Source organism: Ruegeria sp. H6, from assembly GCF_056532975.1.
In genome coordinates this window covers 16,136-34,040 of sequence record NZ_JBQFOA010000015.1, presented here as the reverse complement: position 1 = coordinate 34,040, position 17,905 = coordinate 16,136, and the positions used below count along the sequence as shown (strand labels likewise).

22 protein-coding genes are annotated in these 17,905 nt (G+C 54.4%); 4 read left to right on the top strand and 18 right to left on the bottom strand.

Annotation, left to right across the window (positions count from 1 at the left end):
• Window positions 1–143: 143 nt before the first annotated feature.
• From ACR0AG_RS19395 to ACR0AG_RS19360, 8 genes are all read right to left on the bottom strand, one after another.
• Window positions 144–716 (bottom strand): hypothetical protein, encoded by a 573-nt coding sequence (locus ACR0AG_RS19395; RefSeq protein WP_170743321.1) that lies wholly within the window; start codon window positions 714–716, stop codon window positions 144–146.
• Between the two features lie 79 nt (window positions 717–795).
• Complete coding sequence (locus tag ACR0AG_RS19390; protein WP_480841945.1) at window positions 796–930, bottom strand: hypothetical protein; 135 nt, start codon at window positions 928–930, stop codon at window positions 796–798.
• A gap of 165 nt (window positions 931–1,095) precedes the next feature.
• Complete coding sequence (locus tag ACR0AG_RS19385; RefSeq protein ID WP_480841942.1) at window positions 1,096–2,217, bottom strand: alanine/ornithine racemase family PLP-dependent enzyme; 1,122 nt, start codon at window positions 2,215–2,217, stop codon at window positions 1,096–1,098.
• On the bottom strand, window positions 2,214–3,413 hold the full coding sequence (locus ACR0AG_RS19380) for an N-acetyltransferase DgcN family protein (RefSeq protein WP_480841940.1): 1,200 nt from the start codon (window positions 3,411–3,413) through the stop codon (window positions 2,214–2,216). The genes ACR0AG_RS19385 and ACR0AG_RS19380 overlap by 4 nt, the downstream gene beginning before the upstream one ends.
• Window positions 3,414–3,505: 92 nt before the next feature.
• Complete coding sequence (locus ACR0AG_RS19375; RefSeq protein ID WP_480841938.1) at window positions 3,506–4,270, bottom strand: hypothetical protein; 765 nt, start codon at window positions 4,268–4,270, stop codon at window positions 3,506–3,508.
• A gap of 79 nt (window positions 4,271–4,349) precedes the next feature.
• Window positions 4,350–4,703, bottom strand: a complete 354-nt coding sequence (locus tag ACR0AG_RS19370) for a hypothetical protein (protein ID WP_010442293.1) — start codon at window positions 4,701–4,703, stop codon at window positions 4,350–4,352.
• Window positions 4,704–4,706: 3 nt separating this feature from the next.
• The gene (locus ACR0AG_RS19365) at window positions 4,707–5,015 is read right to left on the bottom strand and encodes a hypothetical protein (protein ID WP_170499210.1); all 309 of its coding nucleotides are present in this window, start codon (window positions 5,013–5,015) and stop codon (window positions 4,707–4,709) included.
• Window positions 5,016–5,460: 445 nt separating this feature from the next.
• Window positions 5,461–6,213, bottom strand: a complete 753-nt coding sequence (locus ACR0AG_RS19360; protein WP_170499212.1) for a Crp/Fnr family transcriptional regulator — start codon at window positions 6,211–6,213, stop codon at window positions 5,461–5,463.
• Window positions 6,214–6,348: 135 nt separating this feature from the next.
• Here ACR0AG_RS19360 and ACR0AG_RS19355 point away from each other — a divergent pair, with 135 nt between their 5' ends.
• Entirely contained in the window at window positions 6,349–6,582 is a 234-nt protein-coding gene (locus ACR0AG_RS19355) for a hypothetical protein (protein ID WP_480841935.1), read from the top strand.
• A 619-nt stretch (window positions 6,583–7,201) separates the two neighbouring features.
• Here ACR0AG_RS19355 and ACR0AG_RS19350 read toward each other — a convergent pair.
• The 10 genes from ACR0AG_RS19350 to ACR0AG_RS19305 all read right to left on the bottom strand — a co-directional run bounded on the left by ACR0AG_RS19350 (window position 7,202) and on the right by ACR0AG_RS19305 (window position 16,472).
• On the bottom strand, window positions 7,202–8,239 hold the full coding sequence (locus ACR0AG_RS19350) for a hypothetical protein (protein ID WP_170417776.1): 1,038 nt from the start codon (window positions 8,237–8,239) through the stop codon (window positions 7,202–7,204).
• An 87-nt stretch (window positions 8,240–8,326) separates the two neighbouring features.
• Window positions 8,327–10,162, bottom strand: coding sequence for a relaxase/mobilization nuclease domain-containing protein (locus ACR0AG_RS19345; protein WP_170417779.1), 1,836 nt, complete (start codon window positions 10,160–10,162; stop codon window positions 8,327–8,329).
• Window positions 10,159–10,578 carry a hypothetical protein gene (locus ACR0AG_RS19340; protein ID WP_170417782.1) on the bottom strand — a complete coding sequence of 140 codons (420 nt, stop codon included), beginning with the start codon at window positions 10,576–10,578 and terminating at the stop codon, window positions 10,159–10,161. Before ACR0AG_RS19340 ends, ACR0AG_RS19345 begins: the two co-directional genes overlap by 4 nt.
• A 472-nt stretch (window positions 10,579–11,050) precedes the next feature.
• On the bottom strand, window positions 11,051–11,251 hold the full coding sequence (locus ACR0AG_RS19335) for a hypothetical protein (protein ID WP_170417785.1): 201 nt from the start codon (window positions 11,249–11,251) through the stop codon (window positions 11,051–11,053).
• Between the two features lie 683 nt (window positions 11,252–11,934).
• Window positions 11,935–12,477, bottom strand: coding sequence for a hypothetical protein (locus ACR0AG_RS19330; RefSeq protein ID WP_170417788.1), 543 nt, complete (start codon window positions 12,475–12,477; stop codon window positions 11,935–11,937).
• 22 nt (window positions 12,478–12,499) lie between these two features.
• On the bottom strand, window positions 12,500–12,790 hold the full coding sequence (locus ACR0AG_RS19325; protein WP_152460667.1) for an addiction module antidote protein: 291 nt from the start codon (window positions 12,788–12,790) through the stop codon (window positions 12,500–12,502).
• A gap of 5 nt (window positions 12,791–12,795) precedes the next feature.
• Window positions 12,796–13,089 carry a type II toxin-antitoxin system RelE/ParE family toxin gene (locus tag ACR0AG_RS19320; protein ID WP_170417791.1) on the bottom strand — a complete coding sequence of 98 codons (294 nt, stop codon included), beginning with the start codon at window positions 13,087–13,089 and terminating at the stop codon, window positions 12,796–12,798.
• A 115-nt stretch (window positions 13,090–13,204) separates the two neighbouring features.
• Window positions 13,205–15,070 (bottom strand): ParB/RepB/Spo0J family partition protein, encoded by a 1,866-nt coding sequence (locus ACR0AG_RS19315; protein WP_480588532.1) that lies wholly within the window; start codon window positions 15,068–15,070, stop codon window positions 13,205–13,207.
• A 218-nt stretch (window positions 15,071–15,288) separates the two neighbouring features.
• A complete protein-coding gene (locus ACR0AG_RS19310; RefSeq protein ID WP_152460664.1) occupies window positions 15,289–15,693 on the bottom strand; it encodes a DUF3768 domain-containing protein in 405 nt (134 codons plus the stop codon).
• Between the two features lie 527 nt (window positions 15,694–16,220).
• On the bottom strand, window positions 16,221–16,472 hold the full coding sequence (locus ACR0AG_RS19305) for a WGR domain-containing protein (RefSeq protein WP_170418006.1): 252 nt from the start codon (window positions 16,470–16,472) through the stop codon (window positions 16,221–16,223).
• Window positions 16,473–16,723: 251 nt separating this feature from the next.
• On the opposite strand from ACR0AG_RS19305, the gene ACR0AG_RS19300 reads away from it, so the two are divergent.
• The 3 genes from ACR0AG_RS19300 (at window position 16,724) to ACR0AG_RS19290 (ending at window position 17,817) form a co-directional block, all read left to right on the top strand.
• Window positions 16,724–17,116: a GFA family protein gene (locus ACR0AG_RS19300; protein WP_152460663.1), complete on the top strand. Its 393-nt coding sequence runs from the start codon at window positions 16,724–16,726 to the stop codon at window positions 17,114–17,116.
• A 102-nt stretch (window positions 17,117–17,218) separates the two neighbouring features.
• Window positions 17,219–17,521, top strand: coding sequence for an SH3 domain-containing protein (locus tag ACR0AG_RS19295; protein WP_152460662.1), 303 nt, complete (start codon window positions 17,219–17,221; stop codon window positions 17,519–17,521).
• Window positions 17,522–17,706: 185 nt separating this feature from the next.
• Window positions 17,707–17,817 carry a DUF6429 family protein gene (locus ACR0AG_RS19290; RefSeq protein WP_371732129.1) on the top strand — a complete coding sequence of 37 codons (111 nt, stop codon included), beginning with the start codon at window positions 17,707–17,709 and terminating at the stop codon, window positions 17,815–17,817.
• Window positions 17,818–17,905: the final 88 nt, after the last annotated feature.

Below are 17,905 nucleotides of genomic sequence, written 5' to 3'. Positions count from 1 at the left end.
ACGAAGACACGGGCGTTCTTGCGGCACGTCATTGTGGGCGCGAGCCATGATCGTATCTGCGTCATTGTCGAAGTCTTCCATCAGTTCTTAGCCTCGATTTCTGTTTTGGTTTATACAGCGACTGGAAAAGAAAGTTCCGAGCCCTAAGCCTTGAGATTGAAGGAGCTGCCTGGTTCAGACTGTCCGATGGGACGGCCTGTAATCCGAGGGGTTTTAATAGGACGAACTGGCATTCCTTCGTTCTCAGCAGCTTGGACAGCGAAAGCATACCGAGAACCGCTTGCGCATCCTCGTGGTATGGCTCGTTGATCTGATGATCCGTCGTCTGCCTCAGAAATGAGCGACTCCGAGTAGAGGTGCCGAAGTTGAGTCTCAGACACACCATCCGCTTCCATAATCAATTGCACCATGGGATCGGCCAAAAGTTGGTCGAGCAAGAACTGCGACAACTGCTTTGAAGACAATTTATCCTTTGCGCGGGCTCTCTCCAAATCAGTAAGAGAAACGGTCAAGGTTCGCGCCAGACCGGGGTGAGATTTCCGTGGAAGCAGAAAGATTAGCACTGATGCTTTCCAGGCTTCTGGATCCAAATAATCTGGTGGTGCGGAAAGCTCAGTTTCTATGTCGTATTCGCCCGCCGGGAGTAATTCGTCAAAGCCAGGGAAAGTAAACGGCCTGGAAAAGACTGCGATTGTCTTGCTGATTAGTTGGTTCATTTGGGTAGTTCTCCTTTGCTGATACCGCTCGCTCGGAGATGTAAACAAGAACAAGCCACCCGCTCCCGGCAGGGTATTATCAGTTTTGAGGTTTAGGCTTTGATTTTTCGGGGACGGCGTCCTGCCCTTTCGGCGTCACTTCTTTTTTTGACGCGTCCGCATCGTTTTCCTTCAGTGCGGCAGCCGCTCTGGTCGTCAGGTCTTTGAAAGACATCATTTTGATCCTTTGATTGTCCGCACCACCCACAAGCCCAGATAGGGTGTGAAAAGTGAATGCGGCTACATCCAATATAGGGATTGGGTGCCTCATTTACTAGGTAAAGCCGTAGAATAAGACGGGTGGCTGAAGCAGAACCGAGGCGGCGGCAACCCTGGCGCGCTACTTTCGCTTCGAATATGGGCGATCAGTGTTCGCTGGGGTGCAGTCAACCAATGCGCCATCACCATGGAAGACTTTTGCTACATCAGGTGCAGCCATGCCGCGCGAGAGCGCGCTATAGTTCAATTTCAGCTTTACCTCGCCACCAGGGCGAAGCAGACAATTGGTGTTTTCAACAACGATATGATCACTGGTGGCTCCGACGAACGTGACGCCAGCAGGGAATATTAGACCCGCTGCATCGGTGTCCTGGAGTCCAATGGCAAGGATCGACCGAGTTTTCGAAGGACTGTCTAAAGTCACACACTGCATAGAAGGTATAGGATAATTCAATTGCAAGGAATTTGGATTTGATTTGGTCTTCGTTTCGATCACTTCCGCCCAAAGCGTGAAAACATCTGTGTAAAGCCCGTCGATCGCGTACCCCGAAATGGGGTCAGTACCCAGCAGGATGGCCTCACCCAGACGCAGGTTGTTGATTTTTCCGGTCGCCCCCTTGCCAAGCGCCCATGGCAAACTGGCAGAACCGCCGCCTGACACTGTTTCCAGAGCGGGTCCACTTGCAAGTTCGGTGTCGGCGGCAAGCGACGAAAGCAATTCCATTGCTCCTGCAGAGGGTGCCACATGACCCAGACAGGCAAAATTTGCGCCAATCCCCTTCAGAGAAATCCCTTCCATTCTAAGAATTTGAGACACAGTGCCCTCAAGGTGTTCAGGCAAGATGCCCTCCCGCATATCCCCCATTTCCACCATCAGGATAATATTGTGAGTAATGTTCTTCCCCAGCGCCTCGATGGCCAGGCTGGCGATAATGTCCATCTCAGTGTTGAAGCTGACATCGCAGTTATCAAGGACTTGCGCGACCTGGCTCAGCATGGGCGTTCGGATCAAGGATATGGAGCACGAGATTCCAGCATCGCGCATACGCATGATATTGCTGATCCGCGCGTCCGCCAGCCCTGTCGCGCCACCTTCAAGCATAGCATTCGCAATCTCAGGATGACCGCAAACGGCTTTTGTCACACCTGTCACCGTAATTCCGCGGGGTCTAAGGTGGTCGACCAGGAACCGTGTGTTGTACCGAATTTTGTCCAGATCAACGTCGATACGCAGCTTGCTCATTCAATCGTCGTAGCACGTACGGGTTGCAAGCGCGGAAAGGCAGATAGAACCATATTCACCAAGTTTTTTGGAGGACGGTTCAATGCGTCAGTGACCGGGAGATACAATTTGCAGTTGTAGTCTGTGATGGCCTTTGAAATCTCAACATCATTCATTCCTTCATGGTTGATCGTCATGCCAATTACCTCTGTGTTCGCAAAAGCCTCGATCAGGGTGATTTCATCGCAAGGGTCGGGCATAGTCATGTTGGGGAAATCACATCGACGTTTTCGTTTAGGCGCGTGTTGAAGAATAACTGCATGTGGCTGACTGCCTCGCAGAATGAAGGCTGATGTGCAAAAAGCCGGATGGCTTAGCGCGCCCTGGCCCTCGATCACTATTACATCCGGGTGTTCACCCTCGGATGCCGCAACGACAGCGCGCTCAAGTTCGCCACAACAAAATTGCGGCGGCACCGAATCCGTCGCGACACCATACTTGGCGCCCTGCATCAAACTAGTTTGGCCAGTGCCAACTAAAACTGTTTTGATCCCATGCGTGTTAAGTGCGTTTGTCAGGATTGTCGCGGTCGTACGCTTTCCAATTGCACAATCGGTGCCGAACACCGCGATGCGGATCGCCTGGACGTCTCCAATACTGCCATCTAACAGGCGCAGGTCGGGATTTGGCCGCGGCTTGCGAATGTCGCGTATCGTGACATCGTGAATTTTGGCAAATCCGGCGAGCTCCTTGTCATCGCTAAGAAATTCATGCAGCCCACTGACGATGTTCATTCCGAGCGTTATCGCATCCACAACAACTTCGCGATCCTCAAGGGACATTCTGCCGCTGGCCGGCGCCATTCCGTAAATAAAAGTGTCGGGGATCGTAGCTTCATTAGCGACGGCGGCATCAAGATCATCGAAGATGGGAACCTGATTTGCGATATTATCAAGCACTTTGCCACTGTCACAACCGCCATACGTGCTGTCGATCACCGAAAGAACGCGATAGGCCTGTGAATGTCGAACGAGACCATTAGCCGTCTTGCCATCGATCTTTGCGAAGTTTCCTTCGCAATACACAATTGCAGTCGGTGTATCTGTCACGAGTGTCTTGCGGTGAAGCTCTGGAAAAACTGCTTGTTCCGGCGCCAGCTTTTGCGCATCGCTGGCAATGAACTGCTTGGCATCCGACGCAATGGGTACGGGTTTCATATTTGTTCCTTTTTAGATTGTGAAACGCGCGTCCTTGGTAAGGACGGGCAAAAATTGTGAAGTTTGGGAAAGTGGGCTTTCTGTCTGAATTCTCACTGGTTCAGAACACACAGCCCTTCTGATCGATGATAGTTTTTGTGGCATTGCCACCCATTGCCGGATCGGTCGATATGGGCATTTGCCGGTAGCTCGATTGCATTGCAGCGATCACCGGACGCCTCGTAGCCACGTTCGCATTTCCATCCAACTCCATGGATCGCGTCATCGTAGAAAGCATTTTCAGGCACAAAGACGGCATCGCATCGTCCGTCGCGCTCAAAATACCCACGCTCGCACGTCCAGGGACGCCCGCTGGTTGATGCGTTCAGAAAAGCGTTTTCCGGCACCGCTACTGCCACGCATGCTTCTCCGTTTTTTTCGTAGCCACGGTTGCAACGCCATGCAGATCCATAAGTGCTATTCGTCAGGTAAGCATTATCCGGCACCACGATTTTCTGGCAGCTATCGTCTACTCTTGTGTATCCACGCAGGCACCGCCACCTCTCACCTGATGGATCGAGATATCCACCTTCAGGCGCAATCACTTCAGTGCATGAGGTGCCGCCAACTTCAACAAAGCCGTGCAAACATGCCCACCCTGAGCCGTAGGTTCTGTTTGTGGGGTATGCATTTCCCGGCACGACAATGGCCACGCATTCTTCGCCTTCCAACCGATAGGACAAATCGCATTCCCAACCGTCGCCATACTTATTGGGATGCGCGTTATCCGGGATCGAATTTGTTTCTGCCGATGCGGGACTTGATGAGATAAGGGAGCCCGTCAAGCAGCTGAAAACGCCAACAAACAGCGCCGTCATGAAGTGAGAGTAAAACCAGTGCTGATTTTTTCGATTTGTCCTGGTGCAAACGACGTTGTCCGAATGTTGAGTGATTGAGTTACGATCCATCCAGGTTCAGCCCCTCAATGCAGGCCTGTGCTAGATCTTTGTTGGGGGTTTGGGATCCCGGTACCGTTGCCCAGCCGGCTGCCATAACGGCATCCTTTCGCTTGAAAGAAGTAGCTTCTTTGATCGTCGTTATTTTTTCGGCGCGTTGGGTGTCAGTTCTCGCCATGTCGACGCAGATCGGAACCAACGCGGCGATTACATTGTCGCGGGACATGGCGTTGGCCATCTTGTCCGCGTTACTGCCGGTCATCCATCCACCCCAAGAAAATCCAACGACGCCTACGAAAACCCCTCCGATCAGGGCGCCGTAGATTCCGGGTTTAAGCCATTCGGGCGTGTTCATAATCTATTCCTCCTGCGGGGAAAGCGCCGCATCGCTGTCATTGTTAGATGTGGCCAAGGTTTGGTCTTGCTTGAGCGCCAGTTCAAAATCTTCTGGGTCAATTGGGCGCATTTCCGTGCGGCCTGGCTTGCTGCCTTTGCCCTGAACTGTCAGGTAGGTTCCGGTTCTGCGATATGCTTCGAAACTCAGGCCCTGTAGTAGTTCTTCAACAACAACTACTTCATACTCGCCTGCAGGAAGTTCATCCGGGTAGCCGGACAAAGAGAACGGATTTGAAAACGTCACCAAAGAACTGGACGATCTCGTGCTCACCTTGGTCCTCCATATAGTTTGTTGGATCTTCCCCGCGCAGTCTGCCGCGGTACACGCTCGTAAGCGCTGCGGTAGTACTGGCGTTGTAATTTAGAATAATGTGCAAATGGCAGACGCGCGCTGATCGATGTTAGTCTGCGCCAATGACCTGAGATTTTATTGGAATCTTAAATGCATTTGGTGCCCGAGGATCAGGTACTGCCAAAAATTGACTAACCTGCGTCAGTGCAACGATGTTTGGATTCCGGCAACGTGATGTGTGTTGGCGGGATATTTGCTGGCGTGTTCTTAACGAGTATTTGAGAAGCGCAGGAAATCCAGTACCGCAATCGGACTGTATTTATCTTGCGCTTCTTTTTCGGTGAAATCCAAAATCTGCCGAAGCGAATGGCGTCTCTAACCAGGCAACTATCATCAAAATCCCGGCATCGCTGAAGGGGTGAACCTATTGCTTCAACAGTGGCCCGGCCTGATCCAGATAAGTGGGGTCAAAACCGGCCAACGTCACCAGTCCGTCATAATCATCAAATGCCACTTGCCCGGATTGAAAAGTAACCAACCCCTTCTCCCGCAGTTGCCGTAGGACACGATTAACATGCACGGCACTCAGTCCCAGCGCATCGGCAAGGTGGTATTGTGTCAGGGGGCAAGTGTATCCCGTCTTGTTTGCCATCCCGACCTGAGTCAACCTCACACCAAGTTCCAAAAGAAAATGCGCCATGCGCTCACCCGCATCTCGCCGTCCTATGTTGACCAGGTGCTCAACCACCATCGCTTCATCTCGAGATACCGCCCAAAGAATTGCTGTCGCCAGCCGGGGCGTCTGCGCAAATGCTTCCAGGAGATCATCCACTACTACTTCAATGGCTTGGATTTCCATGATTGGTTCTATGCTGTGATCCGAGGTGTGCAATAAAACGCTTCGCAAGCCCAGAAAGTCACCCGGTATTTGGAAATCGACGATCTGACGCGACCCGTCAGTCTGGGTTTTGTAGGAACAAACCCAGCCCGAGGCCAGAATGTAGGCCGCCTGCTCTGATTGCCCTTGATGCACAAGGTCACGTCCGGCTTCAAAGGTTCTGCGACGCTTGTGCAGGCGTGCCAATACCGCAAGTTCAACCTCAGTCAGAGCGACGAAGTTTGAAAGCTTTCGGGTGAGTGGACTATTTTTGATAGTGCGCAAGTGTTCTTCCTTCATCGATGAGCAGCCCGCGAAACTATCCGACGCCAAGACTGCTTTCGATCAGTTAAGTATACAGCAATCTATGCCAGTATGGTGCAATTCATCGTGGCGCTTCCATGCTTGGACGCCTGTTAGAAAAGGACGTCTACCATGGCTGACCGGCAAGACCATTCAGGAATGGCCGCACTCTCAATTTGTGAAGCGCTTTTGCTTGCAATTAAAGATCGTGAGCTTCTGCCCGAAAATGAAATTGTGGGAGTTCTGCATGACGCAGCTGCTGTCCACGAAACAGCGGTCGGCAATAACGATGAAAAGGACATGCACCAGGCCGCCGCTGTTCTGATAAACAAGATCATTGCTTCCGGCTATCGCGTTCGGCAGTAACGTTAATTTCCTGTCAGAAAAACAAGATTACGCTCGTCAAAAAAGCATAACAACAAATAGAAGCACTATTGGTGCTTCGTTCCCGATCAATTCAAACACGAAGCAAGAACCAAAGATCCAATCTCTGCAATATCTCAACTTAATGAAAAATTCCACGACCGCGAATTACTCCCTCTTCCCCGCCACCTGCATGAGCCACAACGAGAATTTGCTTACTGGCTGAAGGCCCGCATGGCCTGTCCTGCTGCGCTGCCTGCGACAACGCAAACGTTGGCTTTGTTCGGCGTCTAAGTTGCTGATCCTATGTGCCTCGAAACTACAGTCTGATAGTATCGCATCATCATAGCTTTGAATGACCGGTCTGGCGACAACAGCTGCAACGCAGCGATGAATGTGCTGCGACAGCAAATCAATGCTGCGTCAGCAATTGCCGCAATCGCACAAGTCCGGTTTGTCCGCTTCTTGCCTATTCAAACGTGGTGCAGCGAATGCCCGGAATGTCCAAGGACAAGAGTCCGTCCCAATCGGAACAGACCCCACATTACTCCAACCCGGTGGTCTCGCTGTTCCCGGCAACACATTCACCGGCGCGAACAATCATCTATCATGTCCTCCGTGGTTAAAGACTGTGTCCATCATACTCATGGACGTGGGTAGCCTGTTCGCGGGTATGGGCAATCTCTTGCACCACGGCGGCAATCTTGCTGGATGAAACTTGGTGCAGCTCACCAACAACGGCCTCCGCGCGCTCGTAGCTGTCCGGAACGCCTTGGCTGTTGAAATGGGCGGCAGCGGTGGAAATGTCCGCGTCTTTCCAAGTCGCCGTTGTGCCGATTGAAACGCTGTCATGATCGTTGTAGCGGGCCAGGAACTTGCTTCCGTCGAGACCGAAGCTGTGCGCGGTCGCCACAATGTCATCACGCACAGCCAGCCATTTTTCGGCTTCCGTGGGGTCCAGGTTGTCCAACTCGGCCGCATTCATGGATGTGGTGTAGCTGTCATCAGCCAAAGTGTATGCCTGCAGGTCGGTGTCATATGGGCGCAGTTCGGCAACATCGCCTTTCAACTCCCCGATCTGAACGTCCATTGCGGCACGCAAGTGTGGATCTTCGACCTCTCGTGCAAGAGCCTCCATGTTCTCGATGGAGTTCACGATGTCCTTGGTCTGCTGCTCGTAGTTCTCAAAGATGGCCTCCCCCAAAGCGGATTGCATATACTGAACATAGCGATCACCGGGCGACTGGTAGTCGTCGGACTCCTGAAAATCCTTGTCACCACTCAGATCCGCAAGGGACGAATAGTAAGGGTGATACAGATCGTATTCCTGAGCATCACTCATGTGCTGAGAAACCAAAGCCTGCATATCGTTCAGATCAACCGGCTCCCCTGACCGCTCCGCAGCTTCAAATTCGATTTTGAATTCTTCGACCAGATCTTGTTGCGCAGTATGTTCGTCAACACGGCGGTTGGCCTGGTCCTCGATGTCGAAGCTGTTTGAGGCGATGGCTGCACGATCAAAGCCCATCGCCTGCTGTTCTTTCCTGATGATGTCGATCTGCTCTGAAACGCGATCTTCACGCGGGGCGGATTGATCAAATCTGGAATAGGGTGCGAAGTGTTCGACTTCGTTCAAAAGATAGTCTGTACGCGAAACCATAGTTTTTCCTTTGCGAGTTGATGGAAAACTCTGTGATGGGTCTGCCTGGGGCGTTGGCGCGCGCATCAGGCAGACCGGTTAAAGTCCTTACAAGCTGTGCCCGTCATCGTCACCGCGCCCCTGCAAGAGCGGGTGCGTTGCGTGGGCGTGAACGTCTGAAAGTTCTTCTGAGATTGCGATGATCCTGGAAGACGCAAGCTGGTGCAGCTCGTCAACAACGGCCTCAGCGCGGTCGTGGCTGTCGGGTAATCCTTGCGCCTGGAAGTGGGCCGCGGCGGTCGAAATGTCGTCGCTGCGCCATCCCATTGTTGTACCCAGGGTGACGTTCTGATGATCGCCAAAGCGGGCAACGAACGCCTCGCCATCGAGGCCGTAGCTGCTGGCCGTGTCGGTGACTTCTTTGCGGATCGCTGCCCACTTGCCGGCCTCTGAATAATCCAAGACATCCATTTCGGCAGTGCCCATTCCCATCATCGTTGAATAGCGGCGGTCCTCGATGATGAAGGCTTGAAGGTCCGGATCGTTGGTGCGCAGGTCCGCAACGTCGCCCTTCAACTCGCCAATTTGAATATCCATAGCGACACGCAGATGAGGGTCGTCAACCTCACGGGCCAGCCCTTCCATCTTGTCGATGGATTGCAGCAATTCTTTGGTCTGAGTCTGGAAGTCCTCATAGGCCCCCTTGCCCAAGGTGTCCTGTATATAGACCTCGTACCGGCGTGCTGCCGGGGCATAATCAGCGGACGACTGGAACGCCTTGTCATCGACAATATCAGCAAGGGCAGACAGATACGGATGGCTCTGTTCGTTGTCCCGAACGTCGCTGATATGGGCAACAACCTGAGCCTTCAGCTCGGGTGCGATTGTTTCCTCAGAACCGCCTAATTCGATGTGTCGCCGCAAGTTGCTCATGACTTCGGGCGACACATAAGACGGGTCTCCTGGCTCGCCGTAATCATCAAAATGATGGGCTTGATCCAGCAGATGTTCCATTCTCGATACCATAGGTTCCTCACTTTCAACGAGTTGGATGGCAAACTCTTCGATCCGGTCTTTGACAGCGTTGGCGCGCTCATCAAACAGATCCGACATTCTTGCGATGGAGAGTGTCATCACATCACCGGCCATGTCGCGGGCCGTAACTTCAACCTCCGGAGTGCTTTCAACAACAGACAGTCCGGCCTGAACCTTCCACGTGTCGGTCTCAACTTCCTGCCGCAAACCGCGCTCAAGGCGGGTCGTTGCGGTCAGCTCAATTCCGTATCCTTCGGCAACCTCAACCTGGATAGAGCGCTGAACGTCGATGTTCATGTCGCTGCTCATACCCATAGCCAACCACTGCCCATGTTCCACGCCTCGGTTATTCACAACGATGTGGACATGGGGGTTGTCAGTGTCGTTGTGGAACACGGTCAGATAGTCCCAGGTATCGCCAAAATCACCGCTCCCAAACAGGCGATCCGCGAAGTCCAAACCGGCCTCATGCGCGGCATCCGGATAGGTGCCTTCGGGAAAAGAAACGATCATGTGACGGGTATAACCATAGTTGGTTTTCCCGTTGAAATCCTCGGCCCAGGTCTCGATCAGATCACTCACCTGATCGGCATCGAGCGGGGTCACACCATTGTCGCGGATGTCCAACACGCCCTCTGCCCTGACGGTCAGGTAATTGATCTGGCGGCGCAGCTCATGCGCTTTTTTCACCCCACCTTTGCGGACGTGTTTCACAACCGCCTCGGGCTTTCCAACCACAGCACCAAGCCGCGCCTTGATGGATGAGGCCCGCGAGATCATGAACTTCATGCGCTTGGCGGTTTGCAGCTGCTGGCTGATCTGCTTGGACCGATCGATACCCTTCTGCGCTTCCCGGAAGGCTAGCTCCAGAAAGTCCCCTGCCGTCAAATTGTGAGCCGCGACGTTCATGCTTCAGATGTCCTCTCATCGTCGCGCAAGATTCGGCGAATGGCGGAGTCTGGCTCTCGGTTTCGGCGGGCCGCGGTGATCAGCGCCTTCAGGTCTTGCCGGTGCTGGATGATCGCACGATGGAGGTTTTCGACATCGCGCCGGTCGTCATCGGTCCAGATCACCGAACCGCGTTTGGCCGATTTTGCGAGCTGATTGAGGTTGGTGTATCCACCCTGAACCTGCCGCAAGTGCGTCTGCCAGAGATCGACAACGGCCGGGTCAGGATCGAGATACCCGATCAGACGATAGATCAGTCGTTGGATGATCTGGTTGCGGCTCTTGGCCCCAAGCGACTGCACGGCCTCCTCCAAACGCACCAACGCATCTGACGGCAATCGAACGGAAAAGACAGTGGTGTCGCCGGGCTTGCTCAATGTATACCTCTGGTTGTTTTTATGACTTGTAACACAACTACCTTATCCTGTCATACTCTCCAAGAGGAAACCGGGGGTGATTTTAGAAATCCGTATTTTCTCAAATTGCCCCCGGAACAGTTTTGCTCTTGGAGGCAATCTCCACGCCGGGAAAAGGGTCCTGCCCCTTTTCCAGCCAGCAGGCGTGGGTGCCGGTGGACCGGCGCAGGGCAATCACGCAAAGCGGGAGCTGCCCGAACAGCGCCCGTCACATACCGGCACGTTCAAGGTCAGTATGGCATTTTCCGCGCGCCTCAGCGCGCTCAATGTCCCGCCGCTTTCGCGGCGGGTGTGGTAGGGTTGTCTGCTGCCGCATTGGGGCAGGTCGGCACCCCTGCCCGGTCTTAGGACCGCGCGCCACCTGTGGCGCATATGTGGTCCGGCCTGCGGCCGGAGCAGAAGAAAGGGCGGCTTGCGCCGCCCTGCCCTCCCGTCATTCGGTGACGGGATCGTCATCGGTGCGCTTCGGGAAGGCCACCATCTCAACGCCAGGGAACATGCTGTGCTTGACCTGGATCGAGGTGATGGTGCCGGTCTCATCGGTATTGACGAAGAGCACCCCGCATCGATCCCAGAATGTCTTGCCTTCTTTTTCACCGGTCTTGACGCTCAGTTTCAGAGTTTGAGTTGCCATTGTTTGATCCTCGCTATGGCGTGTTTCGATGAACAAGGGAAAAGCGGGCATCAAGGGGATGTCAGCAGGGAATTTGATCCGCGCGGAATGCGCCGCAGGCGCAGGGGACATTCCTTGTTGAAGCGCGGCGCCCGGCCCGGGCGCCGCGCGTCTTCCCCGACTGCCCGCTTATGTTCATCCCTTCAGAAACACCGCAGCCGAGGATCTTCTCCGGCAACGTACTTGAAACTGTCAGACCTGGTGAAAGGCAAGGCTTTCTGGGATCGCTGCGCGCGGAACATCTGAACAAAACGATGTCTTTGATGGCGGCAACATCACCTCGATCCGACACAGGCGCGGCGCTCAGTTCTAAGTTGGGGGTTGCCCTTCTGGGTCGGTATGACCGTCGTCGCAAAGGATGAAGAATGACGGACGGTGCAAACCGCCCTATCCAACTGGCGGAGGCCAAAGACCGGACGGTCCGGCCCTGGTCCGTGCTTGTGCGGATCAGGTAAACAGCCGGACTCAATTTGGATTGGCGGGTTCGGTAGGACGCCCCGGTAATCCGCAAGAACTCTCTCAAGCGCTGTCGCGGGGCGAGACCGGCGCACGGGCAGATACAGTGATGAGTACGCCAAGAAAAAGGCCCACCGAAGCGGGCCACGAGTTTAACCAAAGGAAAATCTGGAGGTATTCTTTACAGGCTAACGCTTGCGCGCGCGATCGACAACACCGTCAGCTGTGATCGTGGCAATGCGATCCTCTGTGCGGCGGGTCATTTCCACCCCGTCACCCGTCATATGCGCCTCGGCAAATTCCGTGAACTTGAAGATGCTGCCATCTGCTTCAACATGGGTTTCGTCCTCTGCCGAGCGCCGCTTCACCGATCCGTCATGGCGGATTTCGATGATCGTGTTGTCGGCCATTCGGACCGTCACGGTATGCTCATCTACAGCGACACCCTGCCACCAGGCATCTGCATCGCGGCGCACAACAATGCGGTTTGGGTGCAGCTTGATCTGCACGTCCTGTACCTCGTCCGGATCAGCGGCTTTGACGACCACGATGGCCTCCTGCGCGCTGGGATCACCATGGATCGACGCGCTCCCGTTTTTTGGCGGCCAGAGCTTCGGCTGTGTGCGCGGCTTGCCCTTCTGGTCTGTATGAAACCCGACGAACATCTGCGCGGATTTCCAGACGCGGCGGGCGGCTTTTTCAACCGTAGACGGAGCTGCATCGGTGGACATGGTGGATAGCCTTTAAAGTGGGTTAATTCACGTGCATTTTCGGGGTGAGCGTCACACCCACAGCGCTCAGCACTTTCAGCACCGTGCCAAACTCGGGATTGCCATTTTCGCTAAGTGCGCGGTAGAGGCTTTCCCGAGACAGACCAGATTTGTCGGCCACACTCGACATACCTTTGGCCTTGGCAACATCGCCAAGTGCCGACGCGATCAGCGCCGTGTCGCTGGTTTCAAAAGCCGCTTCAAGATAGGCTTGAATGGCTTCCGGGCTGTCCAGATAGTCAGCCGCTTCAAACTTCGTTGTTTTGACACCCATGTTTTTCACTCCAACTCTCTTGCCATCGCCTTGGCGGTTTTGATGTCGGCTTGCTGGGATGACTTGTCTCCCCCGCACAGCAAAACGATCAAAACGTCACCGCGCGACACATAGTAAACGCGATACCCCTTCCCTTCGGAGATACGCAGTTCACTCACACCTTCACCAACCGGTTTCACATCACCGGGATTGCCCAGGCTCAACCGCGTGATGCGAACCAAGATCCTGGCTCTCGCCCTTTGGTCCTTCAGGCCCTTGAGCCACTTGTCGAACAGGTCCGTCTTACGAATTTCTATCATACCTATATGTAGCCTACAGGCTACAACCTTTCAAGTCAAAACAACCTATACCATTGAACTAAAATCAAAAATCATTGCTGAAAAGCAGGGCGCGTTGCGCCCTGCCCTGCCAGTTTCAGAAGCAATCCGGCACCCATGCATCGATCCGGGCTTTCTGTGCCTCGGTCACGCCCAGTGCCTTTTGATGCTCTGGATCATTGAAGAGCTTGTGCAGCGCCTCGTTCTTGGCACCCTTTTTGGATTTCGCGAAGGCTTTGAACATGTCGGCGTCGATGTGCAGGTCCAGCAGGTCTTTGTAGAGATCATCCAGCTGCCAGCCTTTCAGACGCTTGAAGCAGTTTTCAGCCGAAGGGGTCCAGATCGCGCGCATGTCAGCCTCGATCTCAGCCTCGATCTCCGCCATGAACTCCGGGCGTTGGGTCAGAAACCGCCGGGCCAGAAAACCCGTGATCTCACCATTGCGGGTCTTCTTGCCCAGATCGCGAAACGCTTTGAACGCTTCCACGCTGCCTTGTGCGGCAATCTCGTGGAACTGGTCATAGGCTGCCTGTGCCGCTTCATCCCGTTCTCCGCCAAGACGCGGGTCGAGGATGAACTGGTCATCGATCTCGGGTGTGTTCCGCTCGGCACCACCATAGCCAAACCCAAACAGATTGCTGCTCAGACCGGAGGCCGGGGTGGCAAAGAAAGCAAACAGGCTCAACACATAATCAGGCTTGTCCAGCAGGGCCGTTTGAACCGCTGCCAGCCGGATCGCCACCATGTCGTCGATGAATTTCTGCGAAAAGGCCGGTTTTGGTTCTTCCTTGATCTCCGGTTCTTTGACCGGGGCCAGAACACCAGCCTCAATGGCAGCCTGAACATGTTCCGCCGCGACATAGGCCGGGGATGTTTTGATCTCGCCATTGTTGGTGACATAGACAAACACGCCGGACAGCTTGCGCTGCGCGTCAGAATAGAACGGCGCCGTATAGTCCTCAAGCGCGGCCAGCTCCTTTTCACCATCCGCGTCCAGAGCCTCACCCTCATAGAGTTCGGCAAGTTCGTCATACCGTTCGGCCTGTCCTTCGGTGAAGTCCCGGCTCACCATGTCCAAACGGTGCATGTCTTTCGTACCCGAGAACCCATAGGGAATGTAGCTTTCCTCATGGGTGTCCACCCAGTCCCAGCCTTCCGCGTCGCGCAGTTTTTCCGCTTCTACCGCCAGTTTCTCGGCAAACAGACGATCCAGTAACGCGCCTTCATTGAATAGGGTTTCATCGGCAAACAGATCAGCGGTGACGGTGCCGCCCGCCTCAACATAAGCCTTCTGCCCGACAAATACGGCCTTGCGGCTAGTGCTGCTAACAGCCTCCGACGTCAGTGCCTGTTTGACATCATGCTCACTGAACCACCGACATTCTTTGGCCCGTTCCAGAACCTCCAGAATTTTCTCTTCTTCGGTGCTGACGGTCATGGCCTTGGCCAGCCCCATGCTGATCTCACCGGCTTTGAGCGCATCCAGAACGGCGGCGGGCAGACTGGCAAGCGCGAGGCGGCGGCGCACATGGGATTCGGTCACGCCAAACGCATTGCTGATCTTGGCAATAGACAGAGATTTCTCGGCCATTTTGCCATAAGCACGGACCTCGTCCACAGGGTCCAGTTCTTCACGGGCGGTGTTCTCCGCATTGGCCCATTGCTCAGCCACGAAGGGATTGTCCGTGACCTTAACGGGAACCTGTGCCAGATCAGCGCGCTCAGTCACGGCGATGTTCAGAGCCCGTAGGCGGCGACCACCGGCAACGATTGCGACTTTGCCATCGGTATCGCGCAACCCGCTGAGGTTCTGGATCAAGCCACACATAACCAAACTGTCGGCCAGAAGTGCAATACCTTCCTCACCAACCTCCTGTCGTGGGTTGATGTCAGACAGGTAGAGATCGGACAGGGATACGGTTTCGATGGTTTCCGGTGCGGTGAATGTTTCGACTTTGCTCATGGGGCAAATCCTTGTTTGAGTGTTTGAGATCGTGTTAAGGGTGCCCTACCCCTTCCGGGGTAGAGCGGAGCCGTTTAGATGGCTGCGTGTTGGATCAGGAAGCGGCGCGCGATGTGGAAATTGTCGCCCTTCCTGATTAGCGCCCACGCTTCTGCGATACGTTGCTGCAAGATTTCATTGCTCATGGTGTTCACCTCCTTTCCGGTTTGGGATTGAGATCAGTATTCGCTGGGGCACATGATGGTCAGAACGCGGCGCGTCACTGACGTGTCAAACGGCCGGTCGGACCCATACGTGTAGTCCGTGTCGTAAAGATCGATCTTCCAGAACAGCTTCTGGTCACGGACTGTCACCGCCCCAAAGGTGTGATCGCCATAGGGGTCATTGCCCTCGTCAAACTGGTCATCCGACGCCACCGCTGCCAAAGCTGCAGTCTGGAACTCCATCCCTTCACCTGACACGCCGGGCGTGACAAATACCTGACCCTGAATTCCCTTAGAATGCATCTCGATTGCCGCAGTCGGATCGATCAGCGCTTTCCGAAATAGGTCATTCTGGGTCGCAATCTCTGCCGCCTGCAGGCTGGTGTCAGTGTCGATGTCTTTTGTCTTTTCAATGTCCAAAACCGTCTCTCCTTTTGTGGTGCGACCTCTGGGGTTGATCCCCTTTGGTGCTGGTTTTGAGCCGAGCCCTGAAAGGGCGTCGTCTCTAAAACCTGCCCCGTGGCGAACGCGGAGAGGGGCGAGACAGGACCAATCGACAAGAGTGGTGCGGCCCGCAGCGCAGGCGCGCGAGGACACGGTATTGTCTATTTGTCTTGTCCGAGGGGGGAGGCCGCGCCTTCCCCCTTACGGAAGGTAGCGTTTGGCTTGTCCAAATCCCGCCTGACCCACAAGGAAAGGACAAAGGATCTCTGATCCTGCGTGAGCGCAAAAGGGACCGTCACCCGAATGGGCAGATCACCACGGCATGGACCGACCATGACCCAAAGCCCCTGCCCCGGCTCGCAAGAGACGGGTCAGGGGCTACTGGGACAGGGAGATCATTCTGGGGTGTTCTGGGTGGAAGCCGATACGTCGGCTGAAACCTAGAGCCTGCTCACGAGCCGAAAGGCTCGGGATTTGCCACAGAAACAGACTGCAGCCCGAAGTCACTCACCGACCGGAACATACCCTCGACGGAGCTTTTGCTTTTCGAGATTGTGGAGCGCTTCACTAGCCAGGGCTTCGTCATCATACGTCACCATCATGGCTTGCCCGTTCGTGCCAATACGCCCCCAGGTACGAAGCACTGAAACCTCCCCAAACAACGTCGGCTGCAACTCGATGCCATAGAACCGCGCCATGTTGATCTCAGGGTCCACATGGATCAGGTGCACAGGTGTGGTGTCTGTCAGCTCCATGACGCGATTGTCGATCAATAAAGCTCGTCTGTCCAATGACTTTGCTGGAACAGTCAATTGGCAAGGATTCAGAACCGTGATGAAAACATTCGACAACTCAATCTGTCTGATGCTTGCCTCGTACCCATCCAGGTACAGGAGCTCATATTGGCACCATTCCACATTCCGCTGCTGGAACCGTTGTGACCACTGGCCAGAGTAGGTACGGTTTTCTCATATCTTGCAAAACGAAATAGAAGGATGAAGGCAACGTGGCTGAAATCTTGGAAGGCGGATGTTTTTGCGGTGAGGTTCGATACCAGGTCACTGGCAGCGCAGTAATGCAACTCATGTGTTTTTGCAGTGATTGCCTATCGATGACCGGAACGGACGGTTATGCCGGGTACATGATAAAGTCGGAAGACCTGCAGCTGCTGAAAGGCAAACCACGGACCTTTGAGAAGACCTCAAAGGAAGGTCGACCTGTCATCAAGCATTTTTGTGGCACCTGCGGATCAGGCCTGTGGGGCGTGACAGCCTTCGGATTGACGAGCATTGCGGCTGGGACATTGGATGAGCCAAACAACTTCAAGCCAACGAGCAAGGTTTTTGTGAAAGATGCCCCCAACTGGGCCAGGGTTCCCCACCATTTGGAAGAAATGTAGCGTTTGAAGCTTTGGTATCACCTACATTTCTGTCTTGGAGTTGTTCCTCTTGGTGACCCGAGTTGCTACGATTGTCGTTGAGGCAATAAGCAGGACATCGCGATGCGCAATGCAATCTTTTTACCCCTAATGGCTTTGTTCCTGGGGGTCGTCATGGACGTTAAACCGGCGGCGGCCGCGTCACTCGGAACATATGAGGTTTTTGGCGTCGAAGACGGTGACATGCTAAAAATGCGCAGTGGGCCTGGAACAGGGTTCAATGTGATCGTTGGTCTTCCAAATGGAACCGCACTACGAGTTCACGGCTGTGAGCAGACCGGTGGCACCCGTTGGTGCCGCGTCTCTTTGGAGCGCGCGCGCAAGCTTAAGGGATACGTCTCTTGGGCATATTTGCGGAAAATCTAATACGACAGCGATCAGCACCACCATCTTTTAGCAATCATAGAATACCGGCGGAAACGCCCTGACGAATCCACTAGTTGGGCTCACACCCGTCGTCGAAGCGGCTCGCAACATCCCCGAATTCGCTGGGTTCAGGACGGCCCTAAGGCTTTGACTGGGGAGCGCTTGATCGCCTGCACCGTAACGGATTGATCCTGGACCCGGTTGGAAAGGCAAAATCGGTGGTACTGACCGATGAAGGCCTGCGCCGCTCCGAAAAGCTTTTCACAGAGCTTTTTGGGCGGGAGCCAAAGACATAGCATTCGCCATGACAAGTCCCTCCATGTAACGCAGGTCTGCATACGCGTGTGGGCTGGCTGGCGGTTGCAATCTGCGCTAAATCGCCCC

Bases quoted from the DNA above. Each gene is read 5' to 3' on its own strand.
- ACR0AG_RS19345 (WP_170417779.1), bottom strand. From the start codon at position 10,162: ATGAACGTCGCGGCTCACAATTTGACGGCAGGGGACTTTCTGGAGCTA.
- ACR0AG_RS19315 (WP_480588532.1), bottom strand. From the start codon at position 15,070: ATGAGCAAAGTCGAAACATTCACCGCACCGGAAACCATCGAAACCGTA.
- ACR0AG_RS19360 (WP_170499212.1), bottom strand. From the start codon at position 6,213: ATGAAGGAAGAACACTTGCGCACTATCAAAAATAGTCCACTCACCCGA.
- ACR0AG_RS19335 (WP_170417785.1), bottom strand. From the start codon at position 11,251: ATGGCAACTCAAACTCTGAAACTGAGCGTCAAGACCGGTGAAAAAGAA.
- ACR0AG_RS19305 (WP_170418006.1), bottom strand. From the start codon at position 16,472: ATGGAGCTGACAGACACCACACCTGTGCACCTGATCCATGTGGACCCT.
- ACR0AG_RS19320 (WP_170417791.1), bottom strand. From the start codon at position 13,089: ATGATAGAAATTCGTAAGACGGACCTGTTCGACAAGTGGCTCAAGGGC.
- ACR0AG_RS19370 (WP_010442293.1), bottom strand. From the start codon at position 4,703: ATGAACACGCCCGAATGGCTTAAACCCGGAATCTACGGCGCCCTGATC.
- ACR0AG_RS19380 (WP_480841940.1), bottom strand. From the start codon at position 3,413: ATGAAACCCGTACCCATTGCGTCGGATGCCAAGCAGTTCATTGCCAGC.
- ACR0AG_RS19385 (WP_480841942.1), bottom strand. From the start codon at position 2,217: ATGAGCAAGCTGCGTATCGACGTTGATCTGGACAAAATTCGGTACAAC.
- ACR0AG_RS19390 (WP_480841945.1), bottom strand. From the start codon at position 930: ATGTCTTTCAAAGACCTGACGACCAGAGCGGCTGCCGCACTGAAGGAA.
- ACR0AG_RS19295 (WP_152460662.1), top strand. From the start codon at position 17,219: ATGCGCAATGCAATCTTTTTACCCCTAATGGCTTTGTTCCTGGGGGTC.
- ACR0AG_RS19325 (WP_152460667.1), bottom strand. From the start codon at position 12,790: ATGGGTGTCAAAACAACGAAGTTTGAAGCGGCTGACTATCTGGACAGC.
- ACR0AG_RS19350 (WP_170417776.1), bottom strand. From the start codon at position 8,239: ATGGTTTCGCGTACAGACTATCTTTTGAACGAAGTCGAACACTTCGCA.
- ACR0AG_RS19355 (WP_480841935.1), top strand. From the start codon at position 6,349: ATGGCTGACCGGCAAGACCATTCAGGAATGGCCGCACTCTCAATTTGT.
- ACR0AG_RS19395 (WP_170743321.1), bottom strand. From the start codon at position 716: ATGAACCAACTAATCAGCAAGACAATCGCAGTCTTTTCCAGGCCGTTT.
- ACR0AG_RS19375 (WP_480841938.1), bottom strand. From the start codon at position 4,270: ATGACGGCGCTGTTTGTTGGCGTTTTCAGCTGCTTGACGGGCTCCCTT.
- ACR0AG_RS19330 (WP_170417788.1), bottom strand. From the start codon at position 12,477: ATGTCCACCGATGCAGCTCCGTCTACGGTTGAAAAAGCCGCCCGCCGC.